Consider the following 16,136-nt stretch of genomic DNA (forward strand, 5'->3'; position numbering starts at 1 on the left):
GCTAATATTTAATTAAGCCTGTCGTACGCTAATTGTGGTTTTCTTAAAGTTCTTTCAAAACTTGCTTAGGCTCTTGTAGCCTTGGAGTTTTCTACTTGTTACGGAAGGTAGACAACATTCAACCTAAAGAAAAAAAAGAAGTGATAGAGGTGCCTTAAGGTGTAGTAGCTACGTCCGCATTTTTTTAAGAAGTCATCTATCTTGGCTAATATTTAATTAAGCCTGTCGTACGCTAATTGTGGTTTTCTTAAAGTTCTTTCAAAACTTGCTTAGGCTCTTGTAGCCTTGGAGTTTTCTACTTGTTACGGAAGTTAGACATCATTCTCTTGGGTGTGTGTGCAAGTTCCGGCCAACATTCCACGGTTTGATTAAATCATTTATTTTAGTTGAGTTTGATATCATTAATAGTATGAACAAGTTCGAAAAATTAATAAAAATAATTCTTGAAGGTAGAGAAACTTCTAAGAGTACTACATCATTAAAGAAATGAATTACCAGTTGTCTGTACTGATGCAGAAAGCTTAGATGAGGACAAAGAAAGCTTTATTCCCGCCTTGAGTTGTGCACTACTGGTGCAGTGAAAGGCATATTCTGCAGTAAATTCCAGTAGCAATTTATACGGAAAGTCTTTAATATCATACCTATAGCAGTTTGAAAGAGCTGGTTAAGTCTGTTTTTCCCCTCACTCATAACCATTTTGGTTCCTGGTTCGAGTTCGGATTACCCCACTTCTTTAAGCTCGTGTAATCACAAGCAATTATTTGACTTAAGATCTACACCATTTTTTTCATTAATATTTTTTTTGAAATCAAAATATGTGCCCGGAAATTAAACCAAAATCTCCCTTTTGATACTTTTTCTTGAGCCTATTCATTATACTATGATCAATAAAGTGTCCCCTCCCATTTTAGTAGAAAATAGCCAAAAACGAGTTCTAGATAATACAATATACTATTTAGAACACTATCTTAAACCGGATAGAAAATGGGGCAAAAACACCACTCCAAAACAGAGAATTGATCTTATAAGGAATGCCGATGTCAATTGGCAAACCGTTTGCTGTCATATCAGATCCATGCCCTACTACGACTTCTTAAATACGCCTTATTGGAAAGCGATAGCGGATCATACTAAATATAAAGCCGGCTATAGATGCCAACTTTGCAACAGCAATCATAAGTTGGCTACCCATCACAGGAATTACAGAATCCACGGATTTGAGCATGCTAACATGCAGGAATTAATAGTAATTTGCGAGCGTTGCCATAACAAATTTCATGACCGATTGCCAAAAGCGAAACCCGATTTGGAACTGCATCGCAGAAATTCCAAAATCCACCATTACGAATTGACTCCTGCCCCAAAATCAACGGCTATTAGGAAAATTAGCCAAAGCAAATTTCATTTTCGACTGCTCAAAAAAAAAATTTTTAAGATTATTATTATTTTAATGATTTCATTTGTCATTTTCGCGAGTTTACTTTCTTCGAATAACTCTGCTTTGGAGAAAATTACACCTGCAAAACCTATAGATTATAAAGAATTTGTTTTTTCAAAATTAAATGAAACCGGAAAAAGCTCATCATTAAATCAAGAGAATAAGGAAAGTAAAGCTGTCGACAATCTTCTGGCAGCACAACAATTCGCTATCAGTATTCGGTCCAAAAAAGACGGCTTTCCTTATCTTGCAGAAGCTTTAAGAAAATTTGGAATCACAAGAAACATTTGGAATCTCCCTTCATGTAAAAATATTTATTTAACCAAATATGGTTCTGTTGTATGTCAGGGAACCCCTATTGATATAACAACGGTTAATATTCCCCCTTTTAATAGAGAGGCTCTTATAAAAGTCATAGGAAATGACCAAGCCATTCAAAGGACTTTTCCGGAATTCTTAAAAGCTTTGTGGGAGGCAGGGGTTGTAAGGTACGAGGTAGATTTTGAAAAGCGCAAAGTCACTTATTATGGACTTTCCGATCAAATCTATTCAGTTACCTATCCGGCTGTAGAGATAAACTCAGACTGAAACTGAACCTTGGTTTACTTTAGAGTTCTCTATTTGATAGATTATTAACTATTTCAGCCACCTAATTTGAACCGAACACGATTCTTCGATACAGCGAGAGCTGTCAGAACCTGATTGAATTGCGGCGCAACCTTCTTGTTAACTCTCCAATTTTTCAATTTTGTTTTAACCCTACATGCCGGGGGCTAATTTTTTTAAAAGAAAGTCCTCCAAGCTTTGGAGGCATTCATTTTTATCGGTTTGCTTTAAGAGAGAAACGTGAATATCAGGCAGTGAAGGAAGAAAATCTTCCTGGATGACTTCTAAGGTGTCCGGAATCATTGTTCTTGGCAAGACTGTGATTCCCATACCCGCATTAACGGCGGCAATAACTCCTGCATAACTTGGGCTTATAAATACTATTTTCCACCTAATTCCATTCTGTTCGAGCGATTGAAGAGCGCTTGCTCTATAAACGCAAGGCTCCGGTGAAAGTACAAGCGGTACCGGATTATTTTTATCTGAAGACAGCCGATAATCGTTTTTGCCTATCCACTCCAAAGGTTCAGACCAAACCTCAACCCCGTTTGGAAAATCTTCAGGACGACTCATTTTAACCAAAACCATATCAAAAGCGCCTTTCTTAAAGCGGTCAAATAGATTTAAAGTTAAGTCGCATTCCACATTAAGTAATATTCGAGGATGGAGTCTTGAAAAATCTGTGAGAACATCGGAGAGGAACATGGCGGCAAAATCTTCAGGAAGCCCAAATCGTATCTCTCCTTCAAGCTCAGGATGCTTAAAGCGATCCAACACTTCCAAATGCAAAGCAAATATCTTATTTGCATACGGTAGAAATATTTCTCCGTCTTTGGTCAGCCTTATTTGCTTTCCTCTATCAAAAAGTCTCTTTCCAAGACTTTTCTCTAAACTGCTCATCTGCTGGGTAATAGCGGACTGCGTTCGGTTTACCATTTGCGCGGCCCTTGTAAAGCTGCCTGTTTCTGCAACGGCTAAAAAACATCTAAGAGTAAACTCATTCATTAGAAAACCTTATCGAATCTAAAAGAATTATGAATTTCTCTTATTTTAACAAAATTGTTATGATCCTTCAATAGAAAAAATCACCTAGGGTGGCCCCATGGTCGTAGCCGAAAATACAACTTACTACTTTCTGATGATCATTTTGACTCCCCTGCTGGGGTTGCTCATCAACCTGTTGTTCTTTAAAAAAAATCCCTCCTTGGGATCACGCATTGCATCTCTTGGGATTTGGATAGGATTTATTAATACCTTGGGCGCCTGGTTTATAGGTTTGCCCTTTTATGAAAAGAATGAATCCGCAGGATTCATAGCGAATGAAATTTCTTGGCTGATGGCTACACTTATTTTATTCATCAGCGGGGTGGTGCATCATTTTTCGCTCCGCTATATGGCAGGTGATAGAAATTATCGCAGATATTTTCTTTTTCTTGGCTTGATCACTATCAGCACACTGCTGCTTGCTGCCTCCGATAATATTGTCATTTTGATCCTGTTTTGGTCACTAAGCAACCTGTTACTTGTCCTTCTTATGATGCATAAATTTGAATGGGAAGCGGCTAAAAATTCCGGTGTTTTAGCAATTAAAACATTTGCACTAGGTCTAGTTTTTTTAAGTATCGGCACAGGTTTATTAGCCTACGAGTCAGGGACCCTGTCTTTACATCTTATTATGGAAAAGAGTGAAAGTCTAACGGCTTCAATAAGAATGACAACTCTTTTTTTTATCATCCTGGCAGCTTTTTCTCAATCCGGCGGCTGGCCCTTTCATAGTTGGCTAATTAGCTCTCTTAATTCACCCACACCGGTTTCAGCCTTTATGCATGCCGGATTAGTTAACGGCGGCGGTCTTTTAATCGCACGTTTTGCCCCTATCTTTTTTCAAGAGAGCCTTCTTGCAAATGTTTTGTTTATATTAGCTTTAATCACCCTTATTTTGGGGGGGATTTGGAAGCTTATCCAAAGCGATATCAAGAGAATGCTTGCTTGTTCTACTATGACTCAAATGGGATTTATGATGATGCAATGCGGCCTTGGACTTTTTCCAGCTGCTTTAGCCCATCTATTTTGGCACGGCCTATTCAAAGCTTTTCTCTTCCTTAGATCCGGATCAACGATTGCAGAAGATCGATTCCAAAATGAAGAAAAAGAGAGCACCGTCCCTGCATTTATCTTATCCTCTCTTTGTGGGCTTTTAGGGGCTTTCGGATTTATTATTGGAAGCGGCCTTTCGTTTACTCTTATCGATACAACAGCAGTTCTTATTTTCTTTTGCTGGATGGCATCCACTCAGTTAGCTCACACCCTCCTTCAAAAGAAACAGTCTCTCTTTTTTGTTTTGATTACAAGTGTCTTCAGCTTATCTACAGGCCTCATTTATGGACTTACCGTTTATCTAATCGAATCTGCTGTAGCGCCGCTCCAAATCTCGCAACCACAGATGCTAAGTTCCATCCACATCACTGCCGTTGCCTTGATATTTTTTATTTGGATAGGGCTCAACTTAAAGCCCTTGACAAATCACGAAGGATCTCTTTGGTGGAGACGTTTTTATGTGAAAATGCTTAATGCCAGCCAACCTGATCCAAAAGCCATTACATCAATTAGAAGCGGATACAAATTTTAGGACTTAAGATCATGAAAGCAATTGATGTGAACATCAAAACCTTTATTGCAAACGCGGCAGAAATCATTGCCCCTCTTTGGCCCATGCAAACCATCATTGCCAGAAATCCGCTTCAATGCTTTGAATCGTTGAACTTTGAAGATGCGATTGCAATGGAGGAAATTTTTTTAGCCGGAAGCTCTGATAAGATGGACAACGCATCTTGTGAAGTCAATCGAGAATTGGTCAAGTGGTGCCAGGTTTTTTTAGATGAAGGACAAGCCGCAATCACAATGCCCGAAAGAGAAAAAGGGTTTTACCGTGCTTTTTCATTGCTTGCCCCTTTTGATAATAAATTAGGATCTTATAAAAAAAATAAGTGGCTTGGGTCTCTTCCTTCCGAAGCTCTGGAGGCTATTTCTTTATGTCTTAATAAGTTAGAAATTCCAACTGACCAAATAGAAGATTATTTTAAAAGGTTACTAAGAGAGCTTCCCGGATGGGCAGGGTACATTAAATGGCGGTGTGAGTGGCAAAATAAAGAGGCTTCTCTAAAAAATCCTATCTCGCTAACCGATTTTTTAGCTGTCAGACTTGTCATCACCTCTGCGATTGGCGGAGATTGTCAAAAAAAGGACTTTAAAAAAGAGGTTTTTCCTTCAAAGGTCTTAAAAAAAGAGTTTTTAAATGAATTAAAGAAAAAAGAAGAAAAATATCTGAAAGATCTTTTGAAATTAATAGTCCCGGAGGTTGTGAAGCTAAATAAGACAAAAGAACCTGTTTCTAAACCGGATGCTCAAATTGTGTTTTGCATTGATGTCCGCTCTGAGCCGTTCCGCATGAGAATCGAGCGAGAAGGCAATTATGAAACCTTTGGCTTTGCCGGTTTTTTTGGATTGCCGGTCTCTGTTCATAACTACAACGGAGATCATTTCAAAGATTGTTGTCCTGTTCTTATAAAACCCCAATATAAAGTTGTTGAAGAGCCGATCCTAGATGAGATAGGGAGAATTTCCCATCACCAAAAAGGACGAAGTTTGATCAATATATTCCGCAGGTTTTATCAAGATTTAAAATATAATTTTGCAACACCTTTTGCTCTTGTGGAAACCCTTGGCCTTTGGTGTGGTTTTTGGATGGCAATGCGTACCCTTATGCCTGCAAGCAGCGTTAAATTTAAAAAAGCCATTCAAGAGATGTTGAAGCCAACCCTTGCCACCCTACCAAAAATTGATATACCGCTGACAAATCAAATTACCTTTGGAGAATCAGCTCTAAGAATGATGGGGTTGACGAATAACTTTAGCCCAATCGTTGTATTATGCGGACATGGAAGTCAAACAGAAAACAACCCTTATGCTTCAGCTCTTGATTGCGGCGCATGCGGCGGCAATCATGGCGGACCAAACGGAAAAATTCTAGCGGCGATTCTTAATTCTAATGAGGTGAGGGCGGCTCTTCAGGAAAAAGGGATTGCAATTCCTGATGATACCTTATTCATCGGAGCCCAGCATAATACCACAACTGACGAGGTTGTTCTCGAGGATCATGTTGCTCTAAACAATACCCATAAAGAAATAGCTCAGAGGCTAAAAGAAGATTTTAGAAAAGCCGGAATCGCAAATAGTCAATACCGGTGCAGAACATTCGGTTTGGACCCATCCCCTATTAATGCCAAAAAGCATGTTTTGAAGCGCAGCTCCGACTGGTCTGAGCTCCGCCCCGAGTGGGGTCTTGCACGTAATGCAGCTTTCATTATTGGGCCGAGAAGTCTTACAAAGAATTTGGATTTAGAGGCGAGATGTTTTTTGCATTCCTATGAATGGGGAGAAGATGAAGATGGAAAGTCATTAGAGACCATACTAACAGCGCCTTTGATCGTCGCAGAATGGATTAATACGCAATACTTCTTTTCTACTTTGAATAATACTGCCTACGGCAGCGGCAGTAAGATTACCCATAACGTCACAGGCAAGTTTGGCATTATGCAAGGAAATAGCAGTGACTTGATGCAAGGGCTTCCCATACAATCTGTCAACATCAACGATGACCAATCTTATCATGAGCCTATGCGTTTGCAAGTCGTTGTTTATGCGCCGCGTTCAAGGTTAGAATCGATTATTGAAAAACATGCAATTTTGCAAACTTTACTATTTAATCATTGGATTATTTTGGCAGCAATAGACCCCAAAGACAGCAAAGCTTATCAATTAATCGGGAAGGCAGAATGGCTAGAGATTAAATCCTGTAATGATAAAAATTCGTCATTTAAAAAAAATCCCCTCAACTTTAGGACTTTAGAAAAAAAAGCAAAAACGCATTTATATAACGATAAAACCTGTGTTATTGCGACGATGCATGAAAAAGAAAAAGTGATTGCACCGGCTTTTTTGGATTTAACAGGTCTAAAAATGATCAAAACAAAAATTGATACCGATCAGCTAGGGACATTCACCGGAGAAGTAGAAAGGAAAGGCACTCCCTTGATGTGTGTTAGTCAAAAGTGTGAACTTGCGATGAAAGAAAGTAAAGTTAATATCGGCATTGCGAGCGAGGGAAGCTTTGGGCCGCATCCTTTCATACCATTTTTGAGCTGTGACCAGGAGATTTTATATTTCATGGATCAAGAAAGAGGTTTTTCACTTCACCAGTCGTTGCTCAGTACAAAAACAAATTATCGCGCCGAAGCATTTTCTGATCCTAAGCAATTAAAGACATTTTGCGATCAAGCGCTTTTTCCATCTCACGGTTTAATCGTCAGACCCAATAAATCTCATAAACAAAATTTCATTATCAAGGGTATACAGGCATATGATGAGCTTGAAGACGCGTTTTTAAAGAGCTGCCGCCTTTCAGACGATGGTAAAGCCTTAATAGAAACAGACATGAGGGCCCACATGAACCCGACCCGGATGGATGTGATTAAAGAATTGGCTAATTCTTTTGCCAAGAGACTTGCCACCCCTTGTCCAATATGCTATAACCCGGGCTTCGGATTAGTGGATACCCATTTGGGTTTAGAGTGCGAGATGTGTGGATCAGAAACTGAAATGGTCAAATCTGAAGTTTTTGGATGTCCAAAATGCCACCACAAAGAAATCCGAGCCAGGGAAGATGGATTAACCGTTGCCGGCCCTGAGTTTTGCGGTTTTTGCAACCCATAAAGTTGCAACACCTATTTTGAACTTAAATAAAGGTATTCACTCGTGAAACTATTAATAGTCCTATTGGTTGGAATTATAATTTTAGCAACACTTCCTGGGAGCATTATGAGTCATGTTGAAGAGCCGGATTACAAGCTTGTGGCAAAACATGGAAATATCGAAATTCGAGACTATGCGCCCATGATCTTAGCTGAAGTTGAAGCATCAGGTGAAAGAAAACAAGCTATTAGCAACGGCTTCAAAATCCTTGCGGATTATATCTTTGGGAATAATACCTCCAAAACAAAAATGGATATGACAAAACCGGTTTCGAATGAACTAAGCGAAAAAATGGCGATGACCGCACCAGTGATTCAGGAAAAGCATTTAGATAAGTGGAAAGTCAGATTTGTGATGCCAAAAAAATATAGCTTTGAAACGCTTCCAAAACCCAATTCTAAAGACGTGGTTTTGATACCATTGCCTGCAAGGCGTTTTGCCGTTATTCGATTTTCAGGTCTTGCGGACAATGAAGCTATTAAACTCAATAAAGACAAACTTGAAGCCTATATTGCAGATCAAAAACTAAAGCCCATTGGAGGGACTGTCTTAGCCTTTTACAATCCGCCTTGGACAATACCTTTTTTACGTCGAAATGAGGTAATGATAGAACTTGACTCGACAGTTGATTCTAACTCATTAGAAACTCATCCATAAGGACATCTTTTTTAACCATCCTCGATGATCTCGATTCGATTCCTCGGATTTTCTTTCACAGCCGACGGAAGTTTTACTTTTAGAATCGCCTCAAATACCAAAAATTTTGCTACTTTTGCAGGTATATGGCAAATTTCAATTCCTTCCCCCCTGCATTAAAAAAAATAATAATAATCATTAAAAAATATATTTAAAGGAAACAAATAGTTTGGAAAAGGGAACTGTTATCGATTATAAGAAATAAAAAAGGATCTTATAGATGACTGCATTAATATCGATTGGGATTGGAGCGACTCTTGGCGCATGGCTTCGTTGGGCTTTCGGAATAACGCTGAATCATATCTTCCCCACAATTCCACTCGGAACATTGACTGCTAACATTGTGGGAGGATTTCTCATAGGCCTATTCATGGCAATCACGAGAAATCATGCTTTTATCCCTGAATCTGCAAGACTTGCCATTACTACCGGCTTTCTTGGCGGACTTACAACGTTTTCGACGTTTTCAGCAGAAACTGTGACCTTGATTACCCACCAAGAATATGCATGGACAGCCGCCATCATGATCGCTCATGTAGGAGGAAGCATCCTTGCAACCCTATTTGGTATTTATGTCTTTAAACTATTAACAGTCTAGGAGAAGGTGTGGAAGGAGTTTGCCTACGATTTTATACCTACGAGCAAAAAAAACATCATTGCGGAATGCTTTTATACGAATGGCTTCTTGAGTTTGCCAAAAAAAATAAAATTCATGGAGGATCCGCCTTCCGAGGAATAGCAGGGTTTGGAAGGCATGGGATTTTGCACGAAGAGCATTTTTTTGAGCTAGCCTCTAACGTACCTATAGAGATTGTCTTTATCATGAGTGCAAAAGAAGCTGAGGAATTTCTCATTCGTTTAAAAGAAACTGAAAAACTCGATCTTTTTTATGTGAAAACACACATCGAGTATGGAACCTTGGATAATAACAACCACTCTTGAACTAAAGTTTTTTATTTACATGGATAACAATGTAAACCGCAGGAAGTATCATGAAAAAAAAAGATCGTTCAAAATCTTTCATCTTGTGGTTTGATGAAATTGGCATTGAAGATATTCCTCTAGTGGGCGGAAAAAATGCTTCTCTTGGTGAGATGAGAAAAAAAACAAAGATCAAGATTCCTCAAGGATTTGCAATTACAGCTTTTGCCTATAGATACATTCTCGAAAAAGCCGGCATTCTTAATAAGCTTAAAGATGTTTTACAGACTTTGGACATCCACGATTCCAAAGCTTTAAATAAAGCGAGTGATAAAGCCCGAAAACTAATCATGGGCTGTGAATTTCCCCTCGAATTCCAGGAGGCCATTTCTCACGCCTATCACAAATTATCCTCAATGTACAAAACCCAAAATTTAGATGTTGCCGTGCGTTCTTCTGCGACGGCCGAAGACTTGCCTAATGCTAGTTTTGCCGGACAGCAGCAGTCCTTTCTCAATGTCTCCGGCTTGCCGCAATTGCTAGCTGCATGTAAAAAATGCTTTGCATCCCTATTCACAAGCCGCGCCATTGTCTACAGACACGAGAACAATTTTGATCATTTCAAAGTTTATCTATCCATTGGAATTCAGAAAATGATCCGCTCAGATTTAGCATCCGCAGGGGTTATTTTTACCCTGGATACGGAAAGCGGCTTTAGAAATGTCGTATTCGTTACGGGAAGTTATGGACTTGGGGAAAGTGTTGTGCAAGGCGCTGTTAATCCCGATGAGTTTTATGTGTTTAAACCTACCTTAAAGCAAGGTTATAAACCTTTGATCGATAAGCGGCTTGGCGATAAAGCAACGAAGATGGTCTATACAAAAAACCCCCGATATCCAATTAAAAAAGTCAGCACATCAAAAGCAGATAGGCAAAAGTTTTGTTTAACAGATAAGGAGGTCTTGAAGCTTTCGAATTGGGCGATCGCAGTTGAAGACCATTATAGTTCTAAATACGGAAAATCGACCCCTATGGATATAGAATGGGCAAAAGATGGTCTAACGCAAGAGCTCTATGTAGTGCAAGCACGCCCCGAAACAGTCCAATCGCAACGATCAAGAAATATCATCGAAGAATACAAGTTACTTCAAAAAGGAAAAATTCTCGTAGAAGGCAAGAGTGTCGGAAATAAGATTGCTCAAGGTGTGACGCATGTTATTAAAGATGTTAAAGACATAGGGAAATTTAAGCCTGGCGAAATATTGGTAACCGAAATTACAGATCCCGACTGGGTACCTATCATGCGTATGGCCAAAGCTATTGTAACAGATCGAGGAGGTCGGACATCGCATGCAGCCATTGTAAGCCGTGAGCTTGGACTGCCATGCATTGTCGGAACCAATCATGCAACAAAAGTCATTAAGACAGGAAAAAACATCACGGTTAACTGTGCTGAAGGGGAAAAAGGATTAGTTTATGAAGGCTTTCTCAAGTATAAAATCGAAAAGATTGATGTTCGAAAAGTTCCAAAACCAAAAACAAAAGTGATGATGAATGTCGGTTATCCGGATGTTGCCTACGAACTCAGCTTTTTACCAAGCGATGGGGTGGGTCTTGCCCGTGAGGAATTTATTGTTACAGAATATATTCGCATCCACCCGATGGCACTCATACGGTTTAAAGAACTTAAAGATAAAAAAACAATACGTAAAATAAATGAACTTACTATCGGATATAAAGATAAGAAACAATATTTTGTCGATAAGCTTTCCATGGGTATTGCAACTATTGCCGCAGCTTTTTACCCCCATGATGTAATTTTACGTTTCAGTGATTTCAAAACAAATGAATATGTAAATCTGATTGGCGGAGAATATTTCGAACCGAAAGAAGAAAATCCTATGATCGGTTGGCGTGGCGCTTCCAGGTACTACAGTCCAGGCTACAAGGAAGGATTTGCGTTGGAGTGTAAAGCCATCAAAAAAGTTAGAGAAGAATTTGGCCTTCTCAATTTAAAAGTCATGATCCCCGTATGCCGCACCATAGAAGAAGGCAAAAAAGTTTTGAAGGTCATGAAAGAAAATGGTCTTACTCAAGGTAAAAATGGGTTGGAAGTTTATGTTATGTGCGAGATCCCGAGCAATGTCGTTTTAATCGACAAATTTTGTGATATTTTTGATGGATTTAGTATCGGAAGCAACGATTTGACCCAAATGACTTTGGGAGTTGATCGCGATAGCCAATTAGTTGCAGATATTTTCGATGAGCGAAATGATGCTGTAACACGAATGATCAAACATGTCATCAGTGTTGCAAAAAAGCGCAAGCGGAAGATTGGCATTTGCGGAGATGCTCCATCGACTTATCCGGAATTTGCTAAATTTTTAGTTGATTGTGGAATTGATAGCATCAGTCTAAGCCCGGATGCGCTTTTAAAGACGCTTGTTATTATTGCCAAACACGAAAAAAAACAAGGAAAATAGGCTGATTCATGTTTTTCGAGAATCGCGAAGATGCTGGAAGTCAGCTCTCACAACTATTGAAGAAATATAAGAATATGCCAGTTGTTGTCTATGCTCTCCCTCGAGGGGGTGTTCCTGTAGCCGCGGAAATCGCCAGATTTTTAGAAGCTCCTATAGACCTCATATTTGCCCATAAAATTGGACACCCATACCAACCGGAATATGCGATTGCGGCTATTTCGGAAAGCGGTCATATGATCGGACCTTCTTTAGAAATATCGGAATCAATCGGAAATGATTGGCTGGAGATGCAAAAAACAGATCAACTCAATGAGATAAAAAGAAAAAGAGAAAAGTATTTGAATGGACGAAAAAATATTTCCGTAGAGAATAAAATTGCCATCCTTGTTGATGATGGAATAGCTACAGGGCTTACAATGATAGTCGGAATTAATGAGTTAAAAGATCGCCATCCTAAAAAAATTGTAGTCGCAGTTCCTGTTGCCCCTAGAAGAACATCAAATCTGATAAAAACAATGGTTGACGATTTTGTGGGAATTGAAGTTGATGATTATGATTTTTTGGGAGCTGTGGGTGCTTACTATAAAGAGTTTAATCAAGTGGAAGACGATGAGGTAATCGAGATTTTAAACTCAGAGTATAAGCGCAACCTAGACAAATAAGATGAATAAAAAAATTATAGAAAAATTAATTCGGATAAAACATCAAGATGTCTTATTAGAAGGAATGCTTAAAATACCACATTCTTCTCAAGGAATTGTGCTTTTTGCTCACGGAAGCGGGAGCAGTAGATTATCCCCTCGCAATAATTACGTTGCCGATGTTTTAAATAACGCAGGACTTGCCACGCTACTGATTGACTTGCTCTCAGAAAAAGAAGATGAAACTTATCAAAAAAGATTTGATATTGATCTTCTCACAGATCGGCTACTTGTTGTGATTCAGTGGCTGGAAAAACAACCCCACACTCAAAATCTTATTTTAGGAATTTTTGGCTCCAGTACGGGAGCTGCAGCCGCACTTCAAGCAGCTTCAGAGAAAGGTAACGAAATTCAGGCTGTTGTTTCGCGAGGAGGCCGCCCTGATCTCGCCATGAATACACTAGACAGAGTGACCTCTCCAACTCTATTTATTGTTGGAGAAAATGATTTTGGGGTCATCGAATTAAATCAAGAAGCTTTTGCACGATTAACTTGCCAAAAAAAATTCGAAATCATTTCTAATGCGACACACCTTTTTGAAGAGCCTGGCTGTTTAGAAGAAGTCGCAAGGCTTGCTACAGAATGGTTCTCTAGATATCTTAATCTGAATGACAGAAAATAATAGATGCTGGCGCCGATCTTATTTTAGGTACTTCACTTATTTTTTTAGAGTACCGAAGTTTATAAGAACCACACCAGCATTAGCTACTTCATTGAATAATCCAGGACACAGCAGGTAAAAGATTAAGCAATAGATGCTCTAAACTATTCTGTCGTCTCTCCATCAAAATGTTCCTCATCTTTTTCAGCCTCAGCTTTTGTTTTATGAATTGTGCCATCAAGATGGTTTGGCGGCGCATACAAAGTGTAGATTTTGAGAGGTTCATGAGAAGAGGTGTTAATGAGGTTGTGCCTTGTACCAGCCGGTACGATAATGCTAAACCCATCCCCTATCTTATGAGAAGTTCCATTCAATATAGCTTTGCCTTCGCCGGATTCGATACGGAAAAATTGATCCAATTGATGTATTTCTTCTCCTATGTCTTCTCCCGGTTTTAAACTCATTAAAACAAGCTGTATGTTTTCTGCTGTATAGAGAACTTTTCTAAAATAATTGTTTTCGATCGTAGCTTTTTCTATATTTACGACATGACCTTTCTTAGACTTTTTTTCTTTAGATAACATTTGAACACCTAGAGTTGTAAGTTAAAAATAGGCTCTAACTATTGAAACGTGTTGCTTCTTCAGAGCCTCTTGTTGTATCTCCTGCTATATACGAATGCGCACCAATACCCGCCAATTTACCTCCATCGACAATTAGGTACTCATCACGAATCGGTCTTCTTTCAAACCAACATTCAAGTATTTCACGAACACCTGCGGCATAACGAGTTTGGGCCGGCAAGCTTGTGCCTGCAATATGCGGGGTCATCCCATGATGCGGCATCGTTCTCCAAGGGTGGTCTTTTGGAGGAGGCTGCGGAAACCAAACATCACCCGCATAACCCGCAAGCTGCCCGCTCTCAAGCGCACGGACAATAGCCTCTCGATCGCATATTTTTCCTCGCGCTGTATTGATGATGTATGAACCGCGCTTCATTTTACTTATGAGGGCATCATTGAACATATGTTCGGTTTCTGCATGAAGCGGACAGTTGATTGTAATCACATCGCATACACGAACCATGGATTCAACATCAGGATGGTAAGTTAGGTTTAGGTCTTTTTCAATATTTTCCGGAAGACGATGACGTTCTGTATAGTGTAACTTGACATCAAAAGGCTTCAGTCTCCTAAGAACTGCCAATCCAATGTGTCCGGCTGCGACGGTTCCGACATGCATCCCCTCAAGATCATAGGATCTTTCAGCACAATCGGCGATGTTCCATCCCTGATCAATAACCCACTGATAAGAGGGGATATAATTTCGGATAAGCGCTAATATCATCATCACAATATGCTCAGCTACGCCTATGCTGTTGCAATAGGTAATTTCAGTGACCGTAATACCCCGATCTATCGCAGCTTGAAGATCGACATGGTCCGAGCCTATGCCAGCTGTTATCGCTAACTTAAGCTTGCGTGCTTTAGCGATTCTTTCTTTTGTGAGATAGGCAGGCCAAAATGGCTGAGAAATAACGATATCAGCATCAGGCAGCTCTCTTTCAAACACTGAATTTGCTCCATCTTTGTCAGAGGTGACAATGAGCGTATGGCCAAGGTCTTCAAGAAATTTACGCAAACCCAATTCACCCGATACACAACCTAATAGCTGTCCCGGCTTAAAATCTATTTTTTTTGGAGTCGGTACAGTTTGCCCATCGGGATATCGTTCAATCTTCGGAATGCCATCCCGTGCATAGGTTTTTGGATACCCGTTCACCGGATCATCGTAAAGAACTGCAATAATTTTCATAACTGCACACCCCTAGTACAAATTTTCGAGGTGATAATGTGAAAACTAGCCTCTCAAATTACTTGCCTCTACTATTCATGAAGTAACAAAAATTTCATTTATGATGAATAATTTTTTTGCCTCAGAAACTTGTAAATAAATTTCGTATCTTTTAATAAGGAGAAATAAAGGGGCTTAAATGTTCTCACTAAAAAATGTCTTGATTTTTTTGGCAGGTGCCTCATTTTTTCACACTCTGTCTCATATTTTTTTGCCTTATTTTGTAGCATTGCCTCTTGAAACCAAGGTAATTTATCTCACTCCCGCTCTCAACTTTTGGGCAATCATCATCAATGCAATTATTACAGTATTTTTATTGTGGTGGGCTAAAAAGCTGAAACCTTAAAAATTAACTTCAAATATAGCGTGTTTCTTATTTCCAAATTCGAAATTATAGCGTGCCAAAATAACGATCACCAAAATCGCCAAGACCCGGGACGATCCATTTTTGGTCATTTAGTCCTTCATCGACTTGCGCAACGACAAGTCCAAGGTCCGGGCATTCCTTTTGCAAGCGGGCAATACCCTCTCTGGAACCGATAAATGAAATCAAAGTGATTTGTTTTTCTATTGCGCCGGCTGATTTCAAAATTTTAATAGCCAATGCCGCACTTCCGCCTGTTGCAATCATAGGGTCTAACAAGAGGATGGGATTATCATGATTAAAGGGTGGCAATTTTGAATAATATAGTTCAGGGATTGCAGTTTTTTCATCCCGCCGAGTGCCGATGAAGCCGATGGCCGCCGCTGGATGGAATCGCATAAAGGGCGGTAAAAGAACAAGACCTGACCTTAAAATAGGCACTAAGACGGGCTTTTGTTTATAACCTACCCCTTGAGTACGTGTTATCGGGGTATCAACATCAAATGTAGTTTTTTGAAAAAGAGCGTCGCACTCGATAGCCAATACTGTGGCAAGCTGATCTGCCGCTATCCTATATTGCTCAACAGATGTGTTTCGATTACGCAAGACCGTGATAAGCGTTTTTTTCATATCTCTCCCGAAAAAAGGAGCCTAATGGCTA

The 16,136-nt window shown here is 39.5% G+C and carries 14 protein-coding genes; 10 read left to right on the forward strand and 4 right to left on the reverse strand.

Going from position 1 to position 16,136, the window contains the following annotated elements:
* Nucleotides 1-880 precede the first annotated feature (880 nt).
* Entirely contained in the window at nt 881-2,026 is a 1,146-nt protein-coding gene (locus tag CSEC_RS13385) for a DUF1398 family protein (RefSeq protein WP_202593703.1), read from the forward strand.
* A gap of 171 nt (nt 2,027-2,197) precedes the next feature.
* Here CSEC_RS13385 and CSEC_RS10200 read toward each other — a convergent pair whose 3' ends face one another.
* Complete coding sequence (locus tag CSEC_RS10200; RefSeq protein WP_041018379.1) at nt 2,198-3,049, reverse strand: LysR substrate-binding domain-containing protein; 852 nt, start codon at nt 3,047-3,049, stop codon at nt 2,198-2,200.
* Between the two features lie 97 nt (nt 3,050-3,146).
* On the opposite strand from CSEC_RS10200, the gene CSEC_RS10205 reads away from it, so the two are divergent.
* From CSEC_RS10205 to CSEC_RS10240, 8 genes are all read left to right on the forward strand, one after another.
* Complete coding sequence (locus CSEC_RS10205) at nt 3,147-4,673, forward strand: proton-conducting transporter transmembrane domain-containing protein (RefSeq protein ID WP_041018380.1); 1,527 nt, start codon at nt 3,147-3,149, stop codon at nt 4,671-4,673.
* Between the two features lie 11 nt (nt 4,674-4,684).
* Nucleotides 4,685-7,816, forward strand: a complete 3,132-nt coding sequence (locus tag CSEC_RS10210; protein WP_079978043.1) for a DUF2309 domain-containing protein — start codon at nt 4,685-4,687, stop codon at nt 7,814-7,816.
* A gap of 105 nt (nt 7,817-7,921) precedes the next feature.
* Nucleotides 7,922-8,512, forward strand: a complete 591-nt coding sequence (locus CSEC_RS10215) for an SOUL family heme-binding protein (protein ID WP_202593704.1) — start codon at nt 7,922-7,924, stop codon at nt 8,510-8,512.
* Between the two features lie 259 nt (nt 8,513-8,771).
* Nucleotides 8,772-9,149: a fluoride efflux transporter CrcB gene (gene crcB / locus CSEC_RS10220; RefSeq protein WP_041018382.1), complete on the forward strand. Its 378-nt coding sequence runs from the start codon at nt 8,772-8,774 to the stop codon at nt 9,147-9,149.
* An 8-nt stretch (nt 9,150-9,157) separates the two neighbouring features.
* Nucleotides 9,158-9,493: a DUF190 domain-containing protein gene (locus CSEC_RS10225; RefSeq protein WP_041018383.1), complete on the forward strand. Its 336-nt coding sequence runs from the start codon at nt 9,158-9,160 to the stop codon at nt 9,491-9,493.
* Nucleotides 9,494-9,543: 50 nt separating this feature from the next.
* The gene (ppsA, locus tag CSEC_RS10230; protein ID WP_041018384.1) at nt 9,544-11,955 is read left to right on the forward strand and encodes a phosphoenolpyruvate synthase; all 2,412 of its coding nucleotides are present in this window, start codon (nt 9,544-9,546) and stop codon (nt 11,953-11,955) included.
* Between the two features lie 8 nt (nt 11,956-11,963).
* On the forward strand, nt 11,964-12,617 hold the full coding sequence (locus tag CSEC_RS10235; RefSeq protein ID WP_041018385.1) for a phosphoribosyltransferase: 654 nt from the start codon (nt 11,964-11,966) through the stop codon (nt 12,615-12,617).
* A gap of 1 nt (nt 12,618) precedes the next feature.
* Complete coding sequence (locus CSEC_RS10240; protein ID WP_053332001.1) at nt 12,619-13,278, forward strand: dienelactone hydrolase family protein; 660 nt, start codon at nt 12,619-12,621, stop codon at nt 13,276-13,278.
* 143 nt (nt 13,279-13,421) lie between these two features.
* Here CSEC_RS10240 and CSEC_RS10245 read toward each other — a convergent pair whose 3' ends face one another.
* Both CSEC_RS10245 and CSEC_RS10250 read right to left on the reverse strand, forming a co-directional pair.
* Entirely contained in the window at nt 13,422-13,841 is a 420-nt protein-coding gene (locus CSEC_RS10245) for a cupin domain-containing protein (protein WP_041018386.1), read from the reverse strand.
* Nucleotides 13,842-13,875: 34 nt separating this feature from the next.
* Nucleotides 13,876-15,072: an NAD-dependent formate dehydrogenase gene (locus tag CSEC_RS10250; RefSeq protein ID WP_041018387.1), complete on the reverse strand. Its 1,197-nt coding sequence runs from the start codon at nt 15,070-15,072 to the stop codon at nt 13,876-13,878.
* A 178-nt stretch (nt 15,073-15,250) separates the two neighbouring features.
* Between CSEC_RS10250 and CSEC_RS10255 the strand changes: the two genes are divergently transcribed.
* Nucleotides 15,251-15,457 carry a hypothetical protein gene (locus tag CSEC_RS10255; RefSeq protein ID WP_041018388.1) on the forward strand — a complete coding sequence of 69 codons (207 nt, stop codon included), beginning with the start codon at nt 15,251-15,253 and terminating at the stop codon, nt 15,455-15,457.
* A gap of 45 nt (nt 15,458-15,502) precedes the next feature.
* Here the strand turns inward: CSEC_RS10255 and upp are convergent, their stop codons facing one another.
* On the reverse strand, nt 15,503-16,105 hold the full coding sequence (gene upp, locus CSEC_RS10260; RefSeq protein WP_041018389.1) for a uracil phosphoribosyltransferase: 603 nt from the start codon (nt 16,103-16,105) through the stop codon (nt 15,503-15,505).
* Nucleotides 16,106-16,136 lie beyond the last annotated feature (31 nt).

Source organism: Criblamydia sequanensis CRIB-18 (genome assembly GCF_000750955.1).
Taxonomy (GTDB): Bacteria; Chlamydiota; Chlamydiia; order Chlamydiales; family Criblamydiaceae; genus Criblamydia; species Criblamydia sequanensis.

Excerpts from the sequence above, each read along its gene's own strand:
- CSEC_RS13385 (WP_202593703.1), top strand. The coding sequence starts at position 881 with ATGATCAATAAAGTGTCCCCTCCCATTTTAGTAGAAAATAGCCAAAAA.
- CSEC_RS10200 (WP_041018379.1), bottom strand. The coding sequence starts at position 3,049 with ATGAATGAGTTTACTCTTAGATGTTTTTTAGCCGTTGCAGAAACAGGC.
- CSEC_RS10205 (WP_041018380.1), top strand. The coding sequence starts at position 3,147 with ATGGTCGTAGCCGAAAATACAACTTACTACTTTCTGATGATCATTTTG.
- CSEC_RS10210 (WP_079978043.1), top strand. The coding sequence starts at position 4,685 with ATGAAAGCAATTGATGTGAACATCAAAACCTTTATTGCAAACGCGGCA.
- CSEC_RS10215 (WP_202593704.1), top strand. The coding sequence starts at position 7,922 with ATGAGTCATGTTGAAGAGCCGGATTACAAGCTTGTGGCAAAACATGGA.
- crcB (WP_041018382.1), top strand. The coding sequence starts at position 8,772 with ATGACTGCATTAATATCGATTGGGATTGGAGCGACTCTTGGCGCATGG.
- ppsA (WP_041018384.1), top strand. The coding sequence starts at position 9,544 with ATGAAAAAAAAAGATCGTTCAAAATCTTTCATCTTGTGGTTTGATGAA.
- CSEC_RS10235 (WP_041018385.1), top strand. The coding sequence starts at position 11,964 with ATGTTTTTCGAGAATCGCGAAGATGCTGGAAGTCAGCTCTCACAACTA.
- CSEC_RS10240 (WP_053332001.1), top strand. The coding sequence starts at position 12,619 with ATGAATAAAAAAATTATAGAAAAATTAATTCGGATAAAACATCAAGAT.
- CSEC_RS10245 (WP_041018386.1), bottom strand. The coding sequence starts at position 13,841 with ATGTTATCTAAAGAAAAAAAGTCTAAGAAAGGTCATGTCGTAAATATA.
- CSEC_RS10250 (WP_041018387.1), bottom strand. The coding sequence starts at position 15,072 with ATGAAAATTATTGCAGTTCTTTACGATGATCCGGTGAACGGGTATCCA.
- CSEC_RS10255 (WP_041018388.1), top strand. The coding sequence starts at position 15,251 with ATGTTCTCACTAAAAAATGTCTTGATTTTTTTGGCAGGTGCCTCATTT.
- upp (WP_041018389.1), bottom strand. The coding sequence starts at position 16,105 with ATGAAAAAAACGCTTATCACGGTCTTGCGTAATCGAAACACATCTGTT.